Consider the following 18,020-nt stretch of genomic DNA (forward strand, 5'->3'; position numbering starts at 1 on the left):
GGCGGAACCGCTACCTGGTTCACGTCGGGGCGCAACCTTACCGAGGTGTGTACGTACAGTTCAGGCGCTAAGTAACCACCAAATAACATGTTTAAACGTCATAAAAACGGTCCGCCGACCTGTGGCAGCGGATGCCGGGGCTCCAGAAGGCCCCTTTGTGATTTACACCACACGCAAAAAAATAGTGACCTTGGTCACATACTAGTGACAGGTGGATCGAACGACGGTCCGTGTCCGTTCATGACCGTACCGTAAACGAATCGCCCTGTCCGCCCCGGCCCCGACTAGACGCTTTCCGGGCTGATCGGGGTGCGGATGAAGTTCTGGTGGGACCTGGACGGCGTCGGTCCCCGCTGCCCCTGGTAGCGCGATCCGTAGCCCGCGGAGCCGTAGGGGTGCTCGGCCGGGGAGGACAGGCGGAACATGCACAGCTGACCGATCTTCATGCCCGGGTAGAGCTTGATCGGCAGGGTGGCCACGTTGGACAGCTCCAGCGTGACGTGCCCGGAGAAGCCGGGGTCGATGAACCCGGCCGTGGAGTGGGTGAGCAGCCCCAGGCGCCCCAGCGAACTCTTGCCCTCCAGGCGGCTCGCGATGTCGTCCGGAAGACTGACGACCTCGTACGTGGACGCCAGCACGAACTCGCCCGGGTGCAGGACGAACGCGTCCTCGCCGTCGGTCTCGACCAGCCGGGTGAGGTCCGGTTGCTCGGCCGAGGGGTCGATGTGCGGGTACTTGTGGTTCTCGAAAACCCGGAAGAAGCGGTCCAGCCGGACGTCGATGCTGGAGGGTTGGACGAGGCCGGGGTCGAAGGGGTCGATCCTGACCCGCCCGGCGTCGATTTCGGACCTGATATCGCGATCGGAGAGCAGCACGGTCCGAACCTACCGCCTGGGGCAACGCAGCGTAGCGGCGATCCCCGGCCGGGTGGAGGTCCGCGCCGAGTTGCCCACCCGGGCAGGAGTTGGGCTAGGATGGCATCCGTTGCCAGCCGGGTTCTTCCGGCGGTGCCGCGCGGATGTAGTTCAATGGTAGAACTTCAGCTTCCCAAGCTGATAACGCGGGTTCGATTCCCGTCATCCGCTCCAGACACACAGACGGCCAGGTCGTTCGGGATTCTCCGAACACCTGGCCGAACTGCTTTCCGGGGTCTCGTCCCGATCGCCGTGCCACACGCGCGGACGCCGACCTCAGCGCCTGATCGGCTCACGGTGTCACAGCAACTGCACCAGCCCGGCCACCAGGTGGCCCGTGACAGCAGTCGCCATGGCCACGGTCCCTACCTGGATCAGTCGATACTTGCGAACAGCAATCGCCGACAGCGTTTTGAGCTGCCCGATCAGCCGTTGAAGCTCCATGGTGCTCGACCAGCGCAGTGCCTGCTCAAGGCGGTCCTCCCGGTTGATGCGCAACACGTCGTCGTAGAACCGGACCAGGTTCGGATGCGCCATGGCGGTACGGTCACGGGTCTTAGGGAAGACCGCCAGCGTGAATGCCACCATCGCGCATGCACCCGATGCTGATCCGATCCACCACAGGACCGCGCTGAAGGGGCTCAGCCCGGTCGGGGCCCACCGTCCATCCAATACGGACGCCGACAGAATGCTGGCAGCCACACCCGAGGCGGCCAACAAAATCGCCGCCTTCTGGTCGGCCCTACCGATCTCGTCACGGGTGTCGGACAGGAGGTCGAACGTATAGCGGCGCACGTCCTCGTCAGCCTCGTTCTGTCGCCAGGACCACCAACGGGCGGCAGTCGCGCGGGCACGTGCCACGGTCAGGCACCGCCTTGGACAGGGCCCAGAGCGGGAGCCATCGCTTCGAACCGCGTTCCCAGCACCGACGGGTGGTAGCGGGCCAGACACCGCACAACGGTGGCGCTGTTACCCAAGAAGGACAGGTTGGACACGTTGGCGGCAAGTTCCGAACCCTCCATCGTGGGTGATTCCGAGCCCAGGCGCCCCAGCGCCTCAACGAGGAGTTCCCCGTTATCGGACTTAGGGTCGGCGACACGGTGACATTCGTGGAGAACACGCTCCCACGCCTGGGTGTGCGCCAAGAGCGCACGCCCTGCCCGCTCGCGCCGCACACGAACCCTGCGGCGGGCGGCCGCCGACCGCAGGGCACCGACGATGCCGTCCCACGGACGCGTGGCGGGCGTCCTTCGACCGGTTGAGGAAGCCGATCGGTGGTGGCGCGTCTGTGCCGGCAGGACGGCGAGCACGGCGGCGACGGCCAGGATCCCGGCGGTGACCTCCGGCAGAGGGCGAACCGGTGTCGCTCCCACAACCACCACGACCCACATCACGGGCCAGGACACCACGATGACGCACACGAACAGGTAGACGAGGATCCCGGCTCTGCTGCGTGTCCGGTTCCCCGTACGGGCCTGACCTCCATCGGATGTGGCCAGGGAGGAGCCGGCCGTGAGCCATACGGTCGCCAACAAGAGGCCGGGAAGGTAGCCCAGCGGAGCCCAGGCGAGTTCGACGCCGAGTCCCATGACCAGCAGATCAGCGCCCGTCTGGGCGAGCAGCACCAACAGCAACGTTGCGGAGACCGTCCACACGAGCGCGGACCGCACGCGTCGCGGTGAGGGCTGCGTGTCGCCTCCCGGACGCGATGGGTCGTCCGCCACCGGTATGGGAGAGGGTCCCGGGTCCTGTGGCAGGAGCCACTTCTGGACGGGGGAGTCGGAGGGCCAGGCGACGTGCGCGAGGCTGGGGAGACGGTGGACGTCGGCGAGGCGGTCCAGCGCGGCACGGGTCTTCCAGTACGTGTCCGCCAGTCGGCGCGCGTCTTGGGCGATGCGGTAGCGGTGCCCGGCGAGCTCCCCCACAGGAGCAGCGCGGGTGGTGGGGTCGGATGCGGCGGTCGCGGTGTCAGACGGCATCGGAGTGCTCCCTCGGTTCCGAGGCGGATAGGGGCAGGTCGTCACGGAGCTGGGCCACCAACTCCTCGTACCTCTGTCGCAGCGGGGAAGGGTCGTGGAAGCGGATGAACCGCCAGGCCTCGTCGAGGACACCGATGTCGGGATCGGGCTGTCGGAGTCCATCGAAGCGCTGGAACGCGTCGGCGCCGGGAGGCCCGTCAGGCACCTTCTCACTGTCCTCTTCAACCCGGGGTCGGGGTCCTGGAGCCTCGGGGCCGTGCATCCCGTGACGATGGCGGGACACCAGGATGTAGGAGTCCCAGGCCCGGTCGGTCTCTTCCCGGGCCACCCCCTGGAGAGCGGCGCACTTGGAACGCATGTCGCTGTGGGCGGTGTCGAGCTCGGCGAGCGCGTCGAGGGCCTTGCGGCACTGGTCCTCAAAGACATGGACCTCGGCGTCGAGGCGGCGCCTGGCCTTCTTCATCTTCGCGGCGTACGGGTTGTGCACCAGTGACTCCAAGAGCACGGCACCGAGCGCCAGCGTGACGATGAGGAGGATCACGTCGGGTTCCGCGAGGATGATCGGCATTCCCTCCTGGGAACTGGCCCGGTAGGCGGCGAGCATGCCGAAGAGGTTCGCCATCCACAGGACCGCGATGACACCGACGAGCGCCTTGAGCCAGCCGGGCCCGCGGTTGACGGTGCGTCCCGCCGCCTGACGCAGCCGCCAGTGCCACGGAGCAGGGTCCTCCCTGCCTGGCCCAGCGGCCGCGCGCGCGGGCGCGGAGCGGATGTCCCACACGGCCTCGGCAAGCAGGCGTCCGCATGCCCACAGGACGACGGCCAGGAGCATCCCAAGGCACAGACCGAGGGCGCCATGCCATTCCCCGGGCTCGACTCTCAGCAGGTCGAGGGCGACCTCGTACAGGAACCACGTCTCGATCGCGGCGATCATCAGCACCGCCACGACGGCGATGAAACGGTAGTACAACGGTGGCGCCTGCCTACTCTTGGCGGGAATTCCCGCGAAGTCGCGTTCGAGGTCGGCGATGTACTCGTTCGCCTCGGCCAGGCGACGCCGACGGTGGAAGGACGCCATCTCCTCCAGCGCCCCCTGGACGCCCCGACGGGCGCTGATCACGCCCCTGCGCAACCAATGGACGTCGGCCTCCCGGTTGACCAGGGTCCTTGTGGCGTTCCTGGCCGCGCGCAGGAGGACCGCGCCTTCGAGGTTGTTGATCTTCCGGGGGTCGGGTTCATGGGGAAAGTGGCCGTCGTCGTTCGGAGGGACGTTGTATCCGTATCTGTCGGGGTGGAGGGGATCGAGGTTATCGTCGGGGTTGTAGGGGAAATCGTCGTCGTTCATGTCCGGTCTCCGTCGTACTCCAGGACGACTCGCCGGTTCTCCCGCGCGCACACGGGGTCGAGGAGCCGTCCGTTGTCGTCGTAGTCGCCCGTACAGGAGGGTTCACGGCTCCCGCGCCCGTGCGCGGTGACGTCCGTGAAGCCGCGGTCGATCAGTTCCGCCGCCACGGCCCGGGAGCGGCGCAGGGAGAGGTCATCGTTGTAGGCCTCGGTGCCCCTGGAGTCGGTGTGTCCGATGACGGTGATGGGCGCCGTGCGATCCGGTCGACGCTCGGCGACCTCGTCGAGGACCGCCTCCGCGCTGTCCCGGAGTTCGGCCGAGTCGAAGCCGAACAGCATGGCTGCGGGGATCTCCTCCCGGTCGGGCTCACTCGGCTTCGGTTTTGGGAGCACCACCTCCGGGTCCTCGACCGAGTCACCTTCGGTGGCAATAGTGGCCTCCGCCGTATCGGACTCACCGGGTGCGGTAGCGCATGACCGCGACCCGTCGTGGATGTCGCACACGGTGTTCCAGAAGTCCTCGATGAGGGGGAGTTGACGGTTGTCGAGTTCGGCCGCGGGCGCGGGTTGAAGCACGACGTTCACCTCGATGCCGCCCAAGCCCTCCTCAGGGGCCTCTCCGGAGTCCACGCAGCCCTCGGACAGTTCCTCGTCGGTCAGCTCCAGATCGAAGTAGCGATTCATGTCCAGGCAGCCGACGTTGACGAGTCCGTCGGTGAAGACGTGGAGCGACCGGGTCGCGCCGTCGCCGGTGGTGGCGAAGCGCCGCGCTCCGGTGGTAACCCCGGTGAGGACGTCGCTTCCCTCGGTGGCAGCGGGGCTCGGTGGATTAGCGCCGAGGGACTCTTCCAGGCACTCGCGGAACATCCTCGCCTGGTTGGACTGGCCGTGCTCAGATCCCACCACGCGGGGTACGAGCAGGCGGTTGAGCTGGAACCTCGGCACCTCCTGCGCGCCGCCGAAGTATCCAACGGACAGGAGCCGGTCGCCGGTCGTACCGTAGAAGTCGTCGTGCTCGACGATCTCGGCCACGGAGGACGAGAAGTCGGGCATCTCGCCCGCGCCGTTGGCCATCGAGGCACTGGTGTCGATCATGAAGACGAGCTCCGCGGTAACCTCGTCGGCGTTGCCCGTGTCCGGTAGGAACTCGCCGAGGCGGGAGTCGCAGTCCCTGTCGATCGGCACGTCGTCGGGACCGCTCCAACAGCCCGTCAATATCAGGGTCAGGGCGAAAACCGCTGGAACCAGCGGGGCCCGTGAAGGGCCGGTCATGGTGATCCTCCGTGGTGGGTTAGGCGTCTTGCGGCGCGGAAGAGGCGAAAGCGAGTGTTAGGCCCCGGGACGCGACGGGGACGGGTCAGGTATGTGGTTTTCCTCGACCACACGGTCGATCTGCTCCACAGGCAGACCCAGATGCAGGAGAACCTGCCGGAGCGCCCGGTCGTGACCGAACGCGAAGTCAACAAGGTTGGCCTCCTTGTTGCGGCCGATAATGGCCTGCAGGTCCCGCATGAGCCTTCGTCCCTCCGCCTGCCGCTGGTTGAGGGCCGTCTGGAGGACACTGGAGGCGTCCTTACCGTTCGTCTGCGCCACTTTCAGCGCCTGTCCGGCCAGCCACGAGGCACGTTCCTCGCTGACGTCTCCCATCTGGCGCATGGTGTCGAGGAACAACTCCAGCCAGGCCTGTCGCATCTCCTGCAGATGCCTCACTTGGAGCATGGCCAGGGCGTGGTCTCCGGCGGCCTTGGTCAGGCGCATGGAGGCGACCTGTTGCTGGGCACGCACCTCGGGACACACGTCCACCCAGGTGTGCACGGTGGCGTAGACGAGGTACTTGTCGTTGGCCGAGACGTGCGCGGGGATCCCCGTCGTGGCCGGTGGTGTCGTCCGCTCGTAGCGTCGTGACCGCAGCTGGTCGTTGAGGTTCTCCTCGAGTTCCGGTGCCTGGTGCGGCAGGTACCGTCGACTCAGGTTCCGGATCACACCGGAGATCTCCGCGCGGATCGTTCGGTTGCGCCTCTCGACGTAGTCCTCCACGGACTCCTGCCAGGCACGGTGGACATCGGGGTCGTCGTGCGTCAGATGGGCGTGCCAACGCACCCGGGCCTTGATCCGGAAGGTGAAACCCTCCCCCTTCGCGGGAGGGTCGACGGAGAACAGGTTGTCCCGTGGAGCCATGACCGAGGTGGACATGGATCCTTCCTTGCGGATCCATTGGTGCACCTCGTCGCCGTCGACGAGAATCGCCCTCCGGTCGGTGATGCGGTCCAAGACGTGTCGGATGGGTGTAGGGGGGTTGTTCGAAGCCCGGCGGCGAGGTCGGGGGAACGGCCACCACCATGAGCGGCCACTGGCGTCGGGAGACATGGGAACTGCCTTTCTGCGTCGAGGGTTCGTTCTCATGCCGGTGTCGGCGGTATCCATCCCGTGCCGTTCCGGCGCTCGCGGATGATCGTGTAAAGGGAGAACCGCTCCTTGAGCTTCCGGTCCGGATCTGACCTGATGCGTTCGAGGAGGGCGTCGATGCACTCGCGGGCGGCGGAGTTCGCCGCATGGTCCGGGTACCGGTGCTCCCAGTCGTCAAGGACGGTCCACGCCGGGCTCAGGTCGTCGTTGTCTCGCAGCGCGTCGAGCCACAGGTCGTGAACACCCTGGACGGTGTCGGGTGTGGCACCGTGGGTGTCGGGGTGGGGGTCAGCGACGGCCGCCACCAGCCACTCCACCAGTGCGAAGTCCCGCCCTCGGGAACCGTCCTGACAGCGGGTGGGCAGCTGGGCGATCTTGAGGAGCGTGCGCACCGCCATACGGTGCAGCCGCGGGCGCTGATCGTCCCGGTGCCAAGTCACGAGGTGCTCCAGAGCCATGGCCCTTGCGCGCGGGGAGTTCCCGTCGAAGGCTTCCACGACCGCGCTCTCCACGAACTGGTCCAGGCGTCCGGCCGTCCCGGTCGCCGAGCCGAACGCCCGCCCCATCCCGCTCCGGCCGATTTCCGAAGCGGCCATGTCGATCGCTCGGAACGACTTCTCGGGGTACCGAACGGCGATGCTGGTCCCGTAGGCGGTGAGGGCGTAGAGCAGCTTCCAGGGGGAGCCCTCGCGCATCCACCTTTCGAGCAGGTCGAAGGCCCGGTCGATCTGGCTGCCCTCGACGACGAGCATCTCGATGATCCATGCCGCCATGAGCGGCAATTGCGGATCGAATTTGTCGGCCGAGGAGTCCTCGCATGTGGTGATCCAGCGTTTGAGGACCTGTTTCTCCACGATGGCGAAGTCGTGTGCGGCGATCCGACCGATCGCCTGCGCAGCGTCGATACGGACGCGTGGGTCGTCGGACGGCATCTCGCACAGGTGCACGAGCCACTCCAGGAAGGGCCCGCGGGAGAGCTCGTACTCGGTCCAGGCAACGTCGAGGACGGCACTCCACAAGCGCGGTTGCCGAAGCCGTAGCGTGCGCTCGGGGGGCCCACCATCCGGTTCGAAGGTCTGCTCGTCCAACCGCACATGCGGCAGGCGGTGGTCCAGTCGACGCTCGAAGATGCGACGGCGCTGCGCACGGCTGCCGAACTCGACACGGACGAGACGCTCGGCGAGATCCCCCGCCGCCGAGACGACCGTCGTCAGCGTGTGTCCGTCCAGGACGGCCGAGCTGATGACGTAGGCCTGGTCCACCGGTGCGTGCCGGTGATCCAGTCCCCGTAGCAGGTCTCGGGCACGCTGGAGGAGCATCTCATCGCGGTTCTTCTCGAGGAGATTCGCGAGACGTTTCAGCCAGTCCGGCTCTTCCCGATCGGATCGGTCCTTGATGAACCACGCCGTGCGGGCCGCCTCGCCCGGGGACTCGATCGAGTCGAGGCAGTCCTTGATCCTCGTTTGGACGCGGACACGATCGAGCAATGCACCGGCCCTGTCCTCTCTTTCCTCTCCACCGATGTGGTGGGCCAGGTGGCTGCGGAGCACACGGAGGGGTTCCGGGGCCGTGTGTCGGACGAGGAGGGAGCGCCATCTGGCCGGAACGTCCTCGTCGTCGATGACGACCACCAGATGGGAGTGCTGTGTCTCGAGGAGGGACTTGACGCGTACCATCTCGTCGTCTTCCCAGGGCCACGCCCGACGGGTGGAGCGCACGAGGTAGTGGGAGGCGTCCGCGCCGGGGGCCGAGAGTTCCGACAGCAGCTTCTCGGGCGCGACCCGTATCACCGGGTTGTCGTGATCAACGGAACGGAGGGCGATGATCGCCGAGGTCGTGCGTCCGGTCCCGGCTTCACCGTGGAGGACAGCCACCCGTTCGTTGGCGAAGGCGCTGGTGAGCAGTTGGAGGGTGCCACCGTCGACGTGGACGTCTTGGAGGAAGTCGATCTGCTCCTCAGGGACGGCCGTACCGTTCCCGCCCGTGTCCGACGCCGTCGTGATGTTGAAGACCGTGTCGCCGTGGTGATCGCCGCCGTAAGCATTGCCCATGCCTCGGGCGTCGACGCGGACTCCACCGAGACGGAAACGCTTGTTGCGGTAGTCCCGGCGTTGGCGCTCCCGGTTCTGAGAGCGGGGGTCGACGCTGGACTCCCATACGTTCTCGCTGGGCACCGGGTCAGGCTCTTCGGACGAGAGGTCGTCGTCACCGTCGTGAGAAAAGGCGTCGGAGCCCTCGGGGGGAAGGGCCTCCGACTCATCGACGTGGGAACCTGCGGTCAGGGACGTGTTCTGCCTGCTCTCGAGTGCGTCCGTCATCACGGACACCGGGAGCGCGATCACCGCGTCTTCGGGAGGTGAGGGGAGTTCTGACATGTCGCGCTCTTCTAGCCGTGGGTGGTGAACGTGGTGTCACCGTGGTGGTCGCCGCCGTAGGCATTGCCGGTACCGCTGTGATGGACGACGGGCCGTTTCGGGGAAGGATCTGTGTGGCCGCTCGTGTCGTCGGGCGCGTGGCGTTTCGCGGGCGTCGTGGAGTCGTCGCTGACATGGACCCACGCCGTGGTCCGGAAGTCCTTGTTGGTGAGCTGGTGCCTGTTGAACGTGAACCGGTACAGATCCTCCTGCCCGTGTGCGACGACATCGCTGTAGATCGAGTCGGAGACGGCGACGACGAACGGCGCACCGGGGTGGGAGGTCAAAGCCGCGCGCAGGGCGTCGGAGTCGCGCATCCTGCACACGGCGTTGACGGCGTTCCCGATGAAGCCGAATTCGCCGACGGCGATGTTCCCCTGGTCGATCGCGACGCGAAGGCGCAGTCGGTACTCCTCGTTGCGGCTCTTGTTGTAGTGGTGGAGAGCGGTGGACAGACCGCGGATGAAGTTCGAGATGGCCGTGGCCTCGATCGTGCCCGGAGGGAGGACGGCGACCTCCCCGTCGCCTTGCGGCTGACGGTCCCAGTCGACCCGGTCGAGGTCACCGTGTTCGTCCACGTGGTCGAGGACCTCTCGCAAGCCTCTCTGTACCTCCTTCATGCCGTCGAAGGAACGGCTGCTGTAGCCTTCTGCGTCGACAGCGATGGTCAGGCGGCGCTGTGGCACGTCCACGTTCATGTGCGTCCTTTCTCGTCCGGACAGCGGTCATCGCACGCGGAGCCGGCAAGCGCCGCGTGATGCCATGTTCGGGAGAACCGGAGGAAAAGACCTCGTATTAGTAGGAGATCTTGCGGTTCGATCAGAAATCGGGAGGAAGCTCAGCGAGTTTCAGCAGAGCGTCACGGTCGAGCACCGTGAAAGTGCGGTAGCCGGTCAGGATGACCCTCCGGAAGCGCAGGTCCGTGAGAGCCTTGGAGACGGCCGCCTCGGAAGCACTGGTGATGGAGGCTAGTTCCGGCTGCGAGATGTGGAGGGCGACCGCGACGCCCTCCGGTGTACTGACCCCGTGATCCCGTACGAGGCGGAGAATGACCCGCGCCAGCCGGGCCTGGACGTCATGACTGCCGTAGTCGACGATCTTGTCGGTCGCTGAGCGCAGCTTCGCCGAGATCGACGCGCTGATGGACCGGAATGCTGCCGGATGGGCGTCCAAGAAGGCGTGGAACTCCGCTGCGGTCACCAACCGTGTGGTGGCGGGGCCCGCCGTCTGTGCCGTGGCCATCCGTGGGCTGCCGTCCATCCCGGCGAGTTCCCCGACCAGGTCACCGCCCGAGCGCACGGCCAAGAGGACCTCACGGCCGGAGTAGGAGGTTGTCGTGATCTTCACGTAGCCGTGAAGGATCACGAAGACGTGTGTGGAGTGTTCGCCGTGGTTCAGGAGAACGTCTCCGGGTGCGTGGTCAGTGCGCCTGCCAAGTCGGAGGAGGACGTCACGATCACGGGAGCTGAGCAGCGACAGCGCGGAGTTGGGCGGCCACGGCTCTCCCTGGCGCATGCGTCTCCTCGGAATGAGTGCCTGTCTGATCCGGGGTCGCTGTCACCCGTTCATGGGGTGTGAGCGTGAAACCCCGGTATCGACTTTTGTACTACACCGCGTGCACCGATAAAGGACAAACCGGAGAACTGATTGAGACCATCGGGAATGATGCAGGTGGGAGCACTAGAGGTAAGGCCGATGTCACCGGATCGGAAGTGAATTAGGACAGAGGGCATGTTTGTTGACGAGCCGACGAACCTACGGCCTTGCTTCTTGGGGGATGGACCGTCTTCGCGGATCACGATCTTTCCCCGTTTTTCCCAGAGGTTCGGAACCTGCGTCGAAGAGGTACGGGGCGGACGCACACGCTGTGGTCGACGACCTGCCCGGCCGCCTCACAGGCCAACGGTTGCGCGAGGCGTTAGGTCCGGGTTGTCTCATCAGCGGGGCCGACATCAACGCATCCCCACGCTCACAGAGCGGGAGACCCCCACCCCATGCAGCCCGGACCCGAACGGCCGTCAATGCGGCCCTTGATAGTGCTGATCGTCGTGTTCGCGACACACGTCGTCCTCGTGGTGACGCCGACGGCCTTCGGCGGCAAGCCTTACGGGATGACTGTCGCGTGGGCGATCATCGTGGTGTTCGCGGTCGTGGTGTACCGCAAGCTGTGGGCCCAGTACCGCGCCTACCAAGAGCGTCCTCCGTCCGAGGGGGAACCCGAGCCGTAGGCCCGCCACGCCGCAGTGGGTACGGTGCCCTCCCGGCGTAGGAGGCGACGCGTATGGCACTGGGCCGCAGGGGCTCTCACAGCATCACCGTGGACGGCACCGGCTACCGGTGGCATGTACGGCACCGGCCGACCTACGCACAGGCCCTCTGCGAGTCCCCCATGACCTTCGCCGTGGAACTGGCGGAAGCACCAGGGCAGCCCCTCGTGGTCGCCACCCACCATCCCCACCCAGGGGCCTTGGCATCGGTAGCTCCTCCCGTCGAGACCCCGTGCCCGTCGCGTATCCGTCCAGACAACGGCCCATGCCGCGCGAAGCGGCTTCGCGCGGCATGGGCCGTCTCCGGGTTCCGGGCCCGCCCGCTCTCACGCCGGTGACGCGACCCCGGACGGCGACGCGGCCGTGACGGCTGAACGCCTCCACGCGAGCGCCACCAGCCCGACGGCCACACCCACGCAGACGAGCTGCCCCACCAGGCCGAAGGTGCTGTACCCGTGCACCCCGAACTGGATCATGAATCCCGCCCAGCAGTAGGTCGCCACGGCGCCCGCGACGGCGGCCAGGGTGTGGCGGACCGTCCAGCCCGCGCGACCCGAGCTGACGAGGAGCACCGCGCCCGCGGTGAGCGCCAGGACGGACATCACCGCGAGCGTGACCGCGGCGGGGACCAGTCCGTTCTCCTGGACGAGGATGAAGCCGCTGCCGCACACCAGCGCCACGGCCGCCGGGGCGAGGGGGTGGGGCACGCGCCCGTCCCGCGCGCGGCCGGGTCGCAGGAGCAGTCCGCACACCACGCAGACCGCCACCAGGGCCAGCACCACGGCGACCTGCGCGGGAGAGGCGAAGAACCGGTAGGTGTAGTAGTTGCCGAGCCCGAGCAGCGTGCCGCCCAGGAGGTAGACCACGACCACGGCCACGGTGCCCGGCACCCGCAGCCAGGGCTCGCGGGCACGGGCGGGGAAGAGGAGTTCGACCAGCACGATCGGCACCAGGATGCTCCACACGCTGTGGATGCCGACCACGTAGAACGACCACACCGGGCTGGTGCCGAGCGCGGGCGTCCAGCCGTACTCCAGCAGCCCCAGCCCGAGGTACTCACGGTTGAAGAGGGTCCCCAGCACGATGCCCTCCTCGATGAGGCCGTAGCCGACGGCCAGGGCCAGCATGGTGGGGTAGCCGCGCCCCAGTCGGCGGGCCACCTCGCGGATGAGCAGGGCGCCCCCGCCGTACAGCAGGACGAGCGGGAGCAGCATGAAGGCCCACGTGGAGGGCTCGGGTGTGATGTTGCCCAGGAGGTACTCGCCGACGAACGGGGAGAGCACCAGCAGGATGAGGGGCGGGATCAGGCGCATGACGGCCTTTCACTTCGGTGAACAGGGCTGATGCCACCGAAGTTAGGGACCGGCAGCCGCCGCATCCAGTGCCGCGGGACCGATCGCGACGAACGGACCGCCCGGTGGGGCCGTGTCACGACGAAAGTCGCACCGGGCCCGACGCCTCAGCCGAACCACCGGGCGGCCATCAGGGCGAGCTGGGTGCGGTTGCCGCAGTCGAAGCGGCGCATCATCCGGGACACGTGCCCCTTGATGGTGGCCTCGCTCAGGTAGAGCTCGCGGGCGATCTGCGCGTTGGAGGCGCCCGTGGTCAGCAGGCGCGCGATCTCGCCCTCGCGCTCCGACAGGGTCGGCGTCTCGGGCCTGTCGGGTTCGGGTGCCCGCTGCTCCTTCTCCGCTCCGGCGGGCGCCACGTCGATGCGCACGGTCAGCCGGGGTCCGGAGGCGGCGTCTGGCGCGTTGAGTCCCTGTAGCGCGACCGTGCGCAGGTCGCGTGCCTGGGCCGCGGCGGTCTCGTCGCGCGCGGCCGTCAACATGCCCTCCGCCCGCAGCGCCACCAAGAGGAGCGCCTGCCGTGCGTCCCCCGCGTCGCCCCCGGTGGGGACCGGCGGGACGGCGGGGCGCGACAGCCTGTCCCGGCGTGCCTCGTCGAGCCGCTGGACGGTGGCCACCAGGGCGCCGCCCAGGACCGGGACAGACGAGGCGAGCAGGCTCGGCACCAGGGGGGCTCCGCCACGCGCGGTGACGAACGCCGACACGGCCGCGGCCGCTGACAACAGCACCACACCGGTGGCCAGCTCGGCCATGCTCCGGGCCCGCCGCACCAGGTTGAGGGTGCCGAAGGCGAGCGCCAGGACGGCCCAGGGGACCGCGCCCAGCCGCAGCAGCTCGCGCAGGGTGGGTTCGAGGGCGATGCCCAGGGTCACGACCGCGACCACGCCGGGCATCACCGCGAAACGGCCGCCGAGCCGCCAGCCCAGCGCGGTGGCGCCCAGTTGCACGAGGGTCGAGGCCAGGACGACGGCGGCGGCGTGGGGCGCGATCAGCAGGCCCGCCGCGCCGCCGAGCAGGGCGGCGGCGGCCAGCACGAGGGCGGGCAGGCCGGTTTCCCATCGGCTAGGAGCGGTCACGGGTCCGATCCTAGGGCGGGTCCGCGGCGGAACGCGGGGCTGTCCCCGTCCCCCGCGGGGCGACGTCCCGACAGCGCGACGCCGCGCACCACGGGGCCGTCCCCCGTCCCCGTCCCGTTCCCGGTCACCACCGCGCGGCACCCCGGGAGCGCGAACGGGTCGGCGCCCCGGCGCGGCCTGCCCCGACCGCGCCCGAGGCGCCGACCCCCGACGGTCTCCGCGGGGAACGCGTCCCGCGGCCGTCAGTCCTCGGCGCGCACGTCCACGACCTCGCCCGCGGCGTCGAGGATGACCTCGTACTCCTGGCCGTCGGCGCCGCGCACCTCGGCGTCCCAGCCGTCCCAGCCGTCCTCGTCCTGGCGCTCGACGTCCTCGGTGGTCGCGCCCTCGCCGACCGCGGCGGCGGCGTTGGCGGAGACCGTCTCGCGGTCGGCCGCGGCCTGCTCACCGGTGTTCTGCCAGGGGGCGGGTCCCCCGTCGGTGTCGCGGAAGGCCGTGCCGTTGACGGTGAACACGTCGGCGTCGTCGCGGTCCTCGCCCTCGTCGTCGTCATCGTCGTCCTCGTAGCGCACGCCCAGGGTGACCTCGGTGCCCTCCAGGCCGCGCAGCTCGTCCAGGAGCGGCTCGACGGTGCCGTTGCCGTCGAAGTCCTCCAGCTCGGGGTTGGTCAGCAGCCACTCCTCCGGACCGAAGTCGACCTCCACCCCGGACACGTACCAGTCGTCGGTGTCGTCCCCGGCGCGCAGCTCGCCCACGAGCTGCTCCAGCCCGTCGACCGTCCGGGTCGAGGGCTCGCTCTGCTGCGACTGCCCGTTCCCGCCCGTCTCGGAGTCGGTCCCGGCGGTGACGCCGGTGAGCGCGATCGGGGCCACCTCCTGCTCGGGGTCGCCGGCGACCAGGTAGCCGACCGTGCCCACGGTCAGCAGTCCGGCGGCGGCAGCGGAGGAGAGGATGATGATGGTCTTGGTCTGCATCGCGGATCCCTTGCTCACGTGCTCGAAGGTCTGTGTACCACCCAGCATGCGGCGGCGCGATGATGGCGGCATGAGGTCGACATGAGGGCCTTCTTCATGTTGCGCTCAGGAACGGTTCAGCGGCCTCCGCCACGGTGGGAGGCGACACGGGGAAACGGGGAGGGGCACGGCCTTGGCGATTCTGGTGGTGGAGGACGAGGAGGGGATCGTCTCCTTCGTGCGGCGCGGGCTGGAGACGGCCGGTTACCAGGTGCTCACCGCCGCCGACGGGATCGACGGGTTGACGATGGCGCTGTCGTCGGACGTCGACCTCGTCGTGCTGGACCTGGGGCTGCCGGGGATCCCGGGTGAGGAGGTGTTGCGGCGGCTGCGCGCGCGCCGACCCTCGGTGCCGGTGATCGTGCTCACCGCCAAGGACGCCGTGAGCGACCGGGTCGCCAACCTCGACGCCGGGGCCGACGACTACATGGTCAAGCCGTTCAGCGTGAGCGAGCTGCTGGCCCGCGTGCGGGCCCGGCTGCGCGGCGGCGGCCAGGAACGCGGCGACGTGCTGGCCGCGGGCGGTGTGGTGCTCGACCTCGGGGCGCGCACCGCCTCGGTGGAGGGGCGCACCGTCAACCTCTCGGCGCGTGAGTTCGCGCTGCTGGAGGTGCTCATCCGCCACCCGACGCAGGTCTTCTCCAGGCCCCAGCTGCTGGACCGGGTCTGGGGCTACGACTTCGAAGGCGCCTCCAACGTGGTGGAGGTCTACGTCAGCCAGCTGCGCCGCAAGCTCGGCAGCGAGCGCATCCAGACGGTCCGCGGCGCCGGGTACCGGCTCGGGGACGGCGCGCGGTGAGCCTCACCGGCCGGGTGGTCCTGCGGTCGCTGCTGGTCATGGCCCTGGTCATCGGCGGCGTCGCCCTGCTCACCTACGAACTGGTGCGCGTGTCGGGCCTGGCCGACATTGACAGCCTGCTGCGCGAGGAGTCGGCGCTGGTCGGCGACGCCCTCGACGGGCGGCTGCCCGCCGCCGCCGGGCTCGACGGCGTGGTCTCGGGCCCGGAGGCCGAGCGCGCCGCCCGCCAGGCGCTCGCCGTACGCCCCAGCGGAGCCCGCCACGTGACGCTGGTGACCGTCAACGACGTGCGGCTGCAGAGCACCGGGGGCCCCTCGCGCGTCGCGGGCCTCATGCGCGGCGGCGACGCCCCCGAGGCCGAACCCGGGACCCTCCGCACGCTCGACACCGACGCGGGGCCGCTCCGGGTGCTCGACACCCGGGTGGTGGACGACGCCGGTGACACCCTGGCCGTCGTCACCGTCGCCGCCCCGCTCGACTCCACCCGCGACACGGCGGCCACCGTCCTGCTGTGGGCCGGGCTCGCCGGGGCGATCGGCGTGGTCGGCGGAGGGGTCGTGCTGTGGCTGGTCGTGCGGCGCACCCTGGGCCCCGTGCGGGAGGTCTCCGACGCGGCCAAGGCCATCTCGCCGGCCGACCTGGCCACCCGCGTCCCGGTGCCCGCCACCCGCGACGAGATCGCCGAACTGGCCACCGAGATCAACCAGATGCTGACCCGCATCGAGCAGGCCGACAGCAACCGGCGCCGGTACCTGGCCGCGATCTCCCACGAGGTGCGCACCCCCCTCTCGGTCGCCGAGGGGCACCTGGAGCTGCTGGGCACCGCGGAGGCGGCGGTCGTGCGCGCCGAACTCGACCGCCTGCGCCGCGTGCTGGAGGACCTCATGGCGGTGGCCCGCGGCGGCGACGAGATCGACGTCCGCGTCGATGCCGTGTTCCTGCCCGACCTGTTCCACGACGTGCGGGCCCGGCTCGACGCCCTGCCGCACGCCGACGCCGTCACCCTGGAGGAGCCGCCGCCGGACGTCCTGCTCGGCGACCAGTCGCGCCTGGAGCAGTGCCTGGCCAACCTCACCGCCAACGCCGTCGACCACAACCCGCCCGGCACCCGGGCCACCGTGACCGCACGCGGCGGCGGGGACACGATCTCCCTCACCGTGGCCGACGACGGTCCGGGGATCAGCGCCGAGGTGCTCCCCCACGTGTTCGAACCGTTCGTCACCACGCGCACCACCGGATCGGGACGCACCTCGGGGCTCGGCCTGTCGGTCGTGCGTTCCCTGGTCGAGGCCCAGGGTGGTGAGGTGGGCATCGACAGCGGCCCCTCCGGCACCGTCGTCACGATCACCCTCCCGCGCCCTACGCCCTGACCGGCTCCGCGCGGGGCCGGGGCCGCGTGCGCGGCGGCTCGGGGCGTGTTCACCGTCCACACGGGCCTCCCCCGGTGGAATTCCCCTTCACCGGGAACCCTTCGCCGCGAAGGGCGGGAACGGGAATTCCACCGGAAAGGGAGAGCGCGTTCCGGCGTGTGCGCACGTCCGGTCCGGTGAGTGGCGCACGCCGGTGCACACTACGCGGGGAGGCCGCAATCCCCACCCTCCGTGACAGTCCCGTGATATCGCCGCAACCTCCCTCACCTGCGCGTACGCCCCCCACGGTCGTCTGACCGAACCGTGACCGAGTTTTGGGCGGGCCTTGGGGGGCAGTGCGATATGGCAGGAGGTGCTCCGATGGAGACCGGAATAATTGTCATCATCGCCTTAGTAGTGGTGGTCGTCATCGCCGGAGGAATCGCGATCGCCGCGCGGTCCTCGATCCTTCCGGCCCGGCGCACCGCCCGGCTGAAGAAGCGCTTCGGCGCCGAGTACGACCGAGCCGTGGAGGTCCACGGCAACAGGGCGGCCGCCGAGAACGACCTGTCCGAGAGGCTCCGCCGCCGCGACAACATGACGCTCCGCGAGCTGAGCGACCAGCAGCGCGCGGCGCACACCCAGACGTGGGCCGCGGTGCAGCAGGAGTTCGTCGACGATCCCGTCCGCGCCGTCCGCGACGCCCGCGGACTGGTGGAGGCGATCATGGCCGACCGCGGCTACCCCGGCCCCGCGTCCGCGGCCGACGGTGAGTCCGCCTTCGACCAGCGCCTCGACGACCTGTCGGTGGACCACTCCGCCGCGGTCACCGGGTTCCGCCGCGCGCACGCCACCGGGCGCTCCGCGGAGGCGGGCCAGAGCGGCACCGAGCACCTGCGCGAGGAGCTGGTGTCCTACCGCGGCCTGGTGGAGTCCCTGCTGGGCGGCCTGCCGACGGCCGACGGCACGACGGACCGGAACCCCGGCGCGGGGCGGACCGCTGTCGACCACACCGCTCCGGCCGCGGGCACGGAGCGCGCCGCCGTGGAGCGGCCGCACCGGGAGAGGGGACCGGAGGCGGGTCTGTGACCGGCCCCGGCAGCTTCTCTC

At 69.3% G+C, this 18,020-nt stretch carries 16 protein-coding genes and 1 tRNA gene; 5 read left to right on the forward strand and 12 right to left on the reverse strand.

Features of this window, described 5'->3' with window-relative positions; translation table 11 throughout:
• Positions 1–284: 284 nt before the first annotated feature.
• Entirely contained in the window at positions 285–875 is a 591-nt protein-coding gene (gene dcd, locus PV789_RS27910) for a dCTP deaminase (protein WP_013155535.1), read from the reverse strand.
• Between the two features lie 139 nt (positions 876–1,014).
• Between dcd and PV789_RS27915 the strand changes: the two genes are divergently transcribed.
• A tRNA-Gly gene (locus PV789_RS27915) sits at positions 1,015–1,088 on the forward strand.
• A gap of 126 nt (positions 1,089–1,214) precedes the next feature.
• Here PV789_RS27915 and PV789_RS27920 read toward each other — a convergent pair.
• The 8 genes from PV789_RS27920 to PV789_RS27955 form a co-directional block, all read right to left on the reverse strand.
• Positions 1,215–1,775: a Pycsar system effector family protein gene (locus PV789_RS27920; protein ID WP_274975288.1), complete on the reverse strand. Its 561-nt coding sequence runs from the start codon at positions 1,773–1,775 to the stop codon at positions 1,215–1,217.
• A gap of 2 nt (positions 1,776–1,777) precedes the next feature.
• The gene (locus tag PV789_RS27925) at positions 1,778–2,893 is read right to left on the reverse strand and encodes a hypothetical protein (protein WP_274975289.1); all 1,116 of its coding nucleotides are present in this window, start codon (positions 2,891–2,893) and stop codon (positions 1,778–1,780) included.
• Positions 2,883–4,238 carry a hypothetical protein gene (locus PV789_RS27930; protein WP_274975290.1) on the reverse strand — a complete coding sequence of 452 codons (1,356 nt, stop codon included), beginning with the start codon at positions 4,236–4,238 and terminating at the stop codon, positions 2,883–2,885. Before PV789_RS27930 ends, PV789_RS27925 begins: the two co-directional genes overlap by 11 nt.
• Positions 4,235–5,422: an OmpA family protein gene (locus PV789_RS27935; protein ID WP_274975291.1), complete on the reverse strand. Its 1,188-nt coding sequence runs from the start codon at positions 5,420–5,422 to the stop codon at positions 4,235–4,237. Before PV789_RS27935 ends, PV789_RS27930 begins: the two co-directional genes overlap by 4 nt.
• A 144-nt stretch (positions 5,423–5,566) precedes the next feature.
• Positions 5,567–6,508 (reverse strand): hypothetical protein, encoded by a 942-nt coding sequence (locus PV789_RS27940; RefSeq protein WP_274975292.1) that lies wholly within the window; start codon positions 6,506–6,508, stop codon positions 5,567–5,569.
• Positions 6,509–6,636: 128 nt separating this feature from the next.
• Positions 6,637–9,018 carry a hypothetical protein gene (locus tag PV789_RS27945; RefSeq protein ID WP_274975293.1) on the reverse strand — a complete coding sequence of 794 codons (2,382 nt, stop codon included), beginning with the start codon at positions 9,016–9,018 and terminating at the stop codon, positions 6,637–6,639.
• A gap of 11 nt (positions 9,019–9,029) precedes the next feature.
• Positions 9,030–9,755: a hypothetical protein gene (locus tag PV789_RS27950; protein ID WP_274975294.1), complete on the reverse strand. Its 726-nt coding sequence runs from the start codon at positions 9,753–9,755 to the stop codon at positions 9,030–9,032.
• A 121-nt stretch (positions 9,756–9,876) separates the two neighbouring features.
• Positions 9,877–10,572, reverse strand: a complete 696-nt coding sequence (locus PV789_RS27955; RefSeq protein ID WP_274975295.1) for a Crp/Fnr family transcriptional regulator — start codon at positions 10,570–10,572, stop codon at positions 9,877–9,879.
• Positions 10,573–11,105: 533 nt separating this feature from the next.
• Here PV789_RS27955 and PV789_RS27960 point away from each other — a divergent pair.
• Entirely contained in the window at positions 11,106–11,285 is a 180-nt protein-coding gene (locus PV789_RS27960; protein ID WP_274975296.1) for a hypothetical protein, read from the forward strand.
• Positions 11,286–11,650: 365 nt separating this feature from the next.
• On the opposite strand, the gene PV789_RS27965 is transcribed toward PV789_RS27960, so the two are convergent.
• The 3 genes from PV789_RS27965 to PV789_RS27975 all read right to left on the reverse strand — a co-directional run bounded on the left by PV789_RS27965 (position 11,651) and on the right by PV789_RS27975 (position 14,723).
• On the reverse strand, positions 11,651–12,637 hold the full coding sequence (locus PV789_RS27965; protein ID WP_274975297.1) for an AF_0692 family protein: 987 nt from the start codon (positions 12,635–12,637) through the stop codon (positions 11,651–11,653).
• Positions 12,638–12,783: 146 nt separating this feature from the next.
• Complete coding sequence (locus PV789_RS27970) at positions 12,784–13,749, reverse strand: helix-turn-helix transcriptional regulator (protein WP_274975298.1); 966 nt, start codon at positions 13,747–13,749, stop codon at positions 12,784–12,786.
• A 242-nt stretch (positions 13,750–13,991) separates the two neighbouring features.
• The gene (locus PV789_RS27975) at positions 13,992–14,723 is read right to left on the reverse strand and encodes a PepSY domain-containing protein (protein WP_274978272.1); all 732 of its coding nucleotides are present in this window, start codon (positions 14,721–14,723) and stop codon (positions 13,992–13,994) included.
• 172 nt (positions 14,724–14,895) lie between these two features.
• Between PV789_RS27975 and PV789_RS27980 the strand changes: the two genes are divergently transcribed.
• From PV789_RS27980 to PV789_RS27990, 3 genes are all read left to right on the forward strand, one after another.
• Positions 14,896–15,561 (forward strand): response regulator transcription factor, encoded by a 666-nt coding sequence (locus PV789_RS27980; RefSeq protein WP_212642320.1) that lies wholly within the window; start codon positions 14,896–14,898, stop codon positions 15,559–15,561.
• The gene (locus PV789_RS27985; RefSeq protein ID WP_274975299.1) at positions 15,558–16,931 is read left to right on the forward strand and encodes a sensor histidine kinase; all 1,374 of its coding nucleotides are present in this window, start codon (positions 15,558–15,560) and stop codon (positions 16,929–16,931) included. The genes PV789_RS27980 and PV789_RS27985 overlap by 4 nt, the downstream gene beginning before the upstream one ends.
• A 360-nt stretch (positions 16,932–17,291) precedes the next feature.
• The gene (locus tag PV789_RS27990) at positions 17,292–17,999 is read left to right on the forward strand and encodes a hypothetical protein (RefSeq protein WP_212642318.1); all 708 of its coding nucleotides are present in this window, start codon (positions 17,292–17,294) and stop codon (positions 17,997–17,999) included.
• Positions 18,000–18,020: the final 21 nt, after the last annotated feature.

It is taken from the genome of Nocardiopsis camelliae, from assembly GCF_028993595.1.
Classification (GTDB): Bacteria; Actinomycetota; Actinomycetes; order Streptosporangiales; family Streptosporangiaceae; genus Nocardiopsis; species Nocardiopsis dassonvillei.

Bases quoted from the DNA above. Each gene is read 5' to 3' on its own strand.
- PV789_RS27925 (WP_274975289.1), bottom strand. From the start codon at position 2,893: ATGCCGTCTGACACCGCGACCGCCGCATCCGACCCCACCACCCGCGCT.
- PV789_RS27930 (WP_274975290.1), bottom strand. From the start codon at position 4,238: ATGAACGACGACGATTTCCCCTACAACCCCGACGATAACCTCGATCCC.
- PV789_RS27945 (WP_274975293.1), bottom strand. From the start codon at position 9,018: ATGTCAGAACTCCCCTCACCTCCCGAAGACGCGGTGATCGCGCTCCCG.
- PV789_RS27950 (WP_274975294.1), bottom strand. From the start codon at position 9,755: ATGAACGTGGACGTGCCACAGCGCCGCCTGACCATCGCTGTCGACGCA.
- PV789_RS27955 (WP_274975295.1), bottom strand. From the start codon at position 10,572: ATGCGCCAGGGAGAGCCGTGGCCGCCCAACTCCGCGCTGTCGCTGCTC.
- PV789_RS27965 (WP_274975297.1), bottom strand. From the start codon at position 12,637: ATGCGCCTGATCCCGCCCCTCATCCTGCTGGTGCTCTCCCCGTTCGTC.
- PV789_RS27975 (WP_274978272.1), bottom strand. From the start codon at position 14,723: ATGCAGACCAAGACCATCATCATCCTCTCCTCCGCTGCCGCCGCCGGA.
- PV789_RS27990 (WP_212642318.1), top strand. From the start codon at position 17,292: ATGGAGACCGGAATAATTGTCATCATCGCCTTAGTAGTGGTGGTCGTC.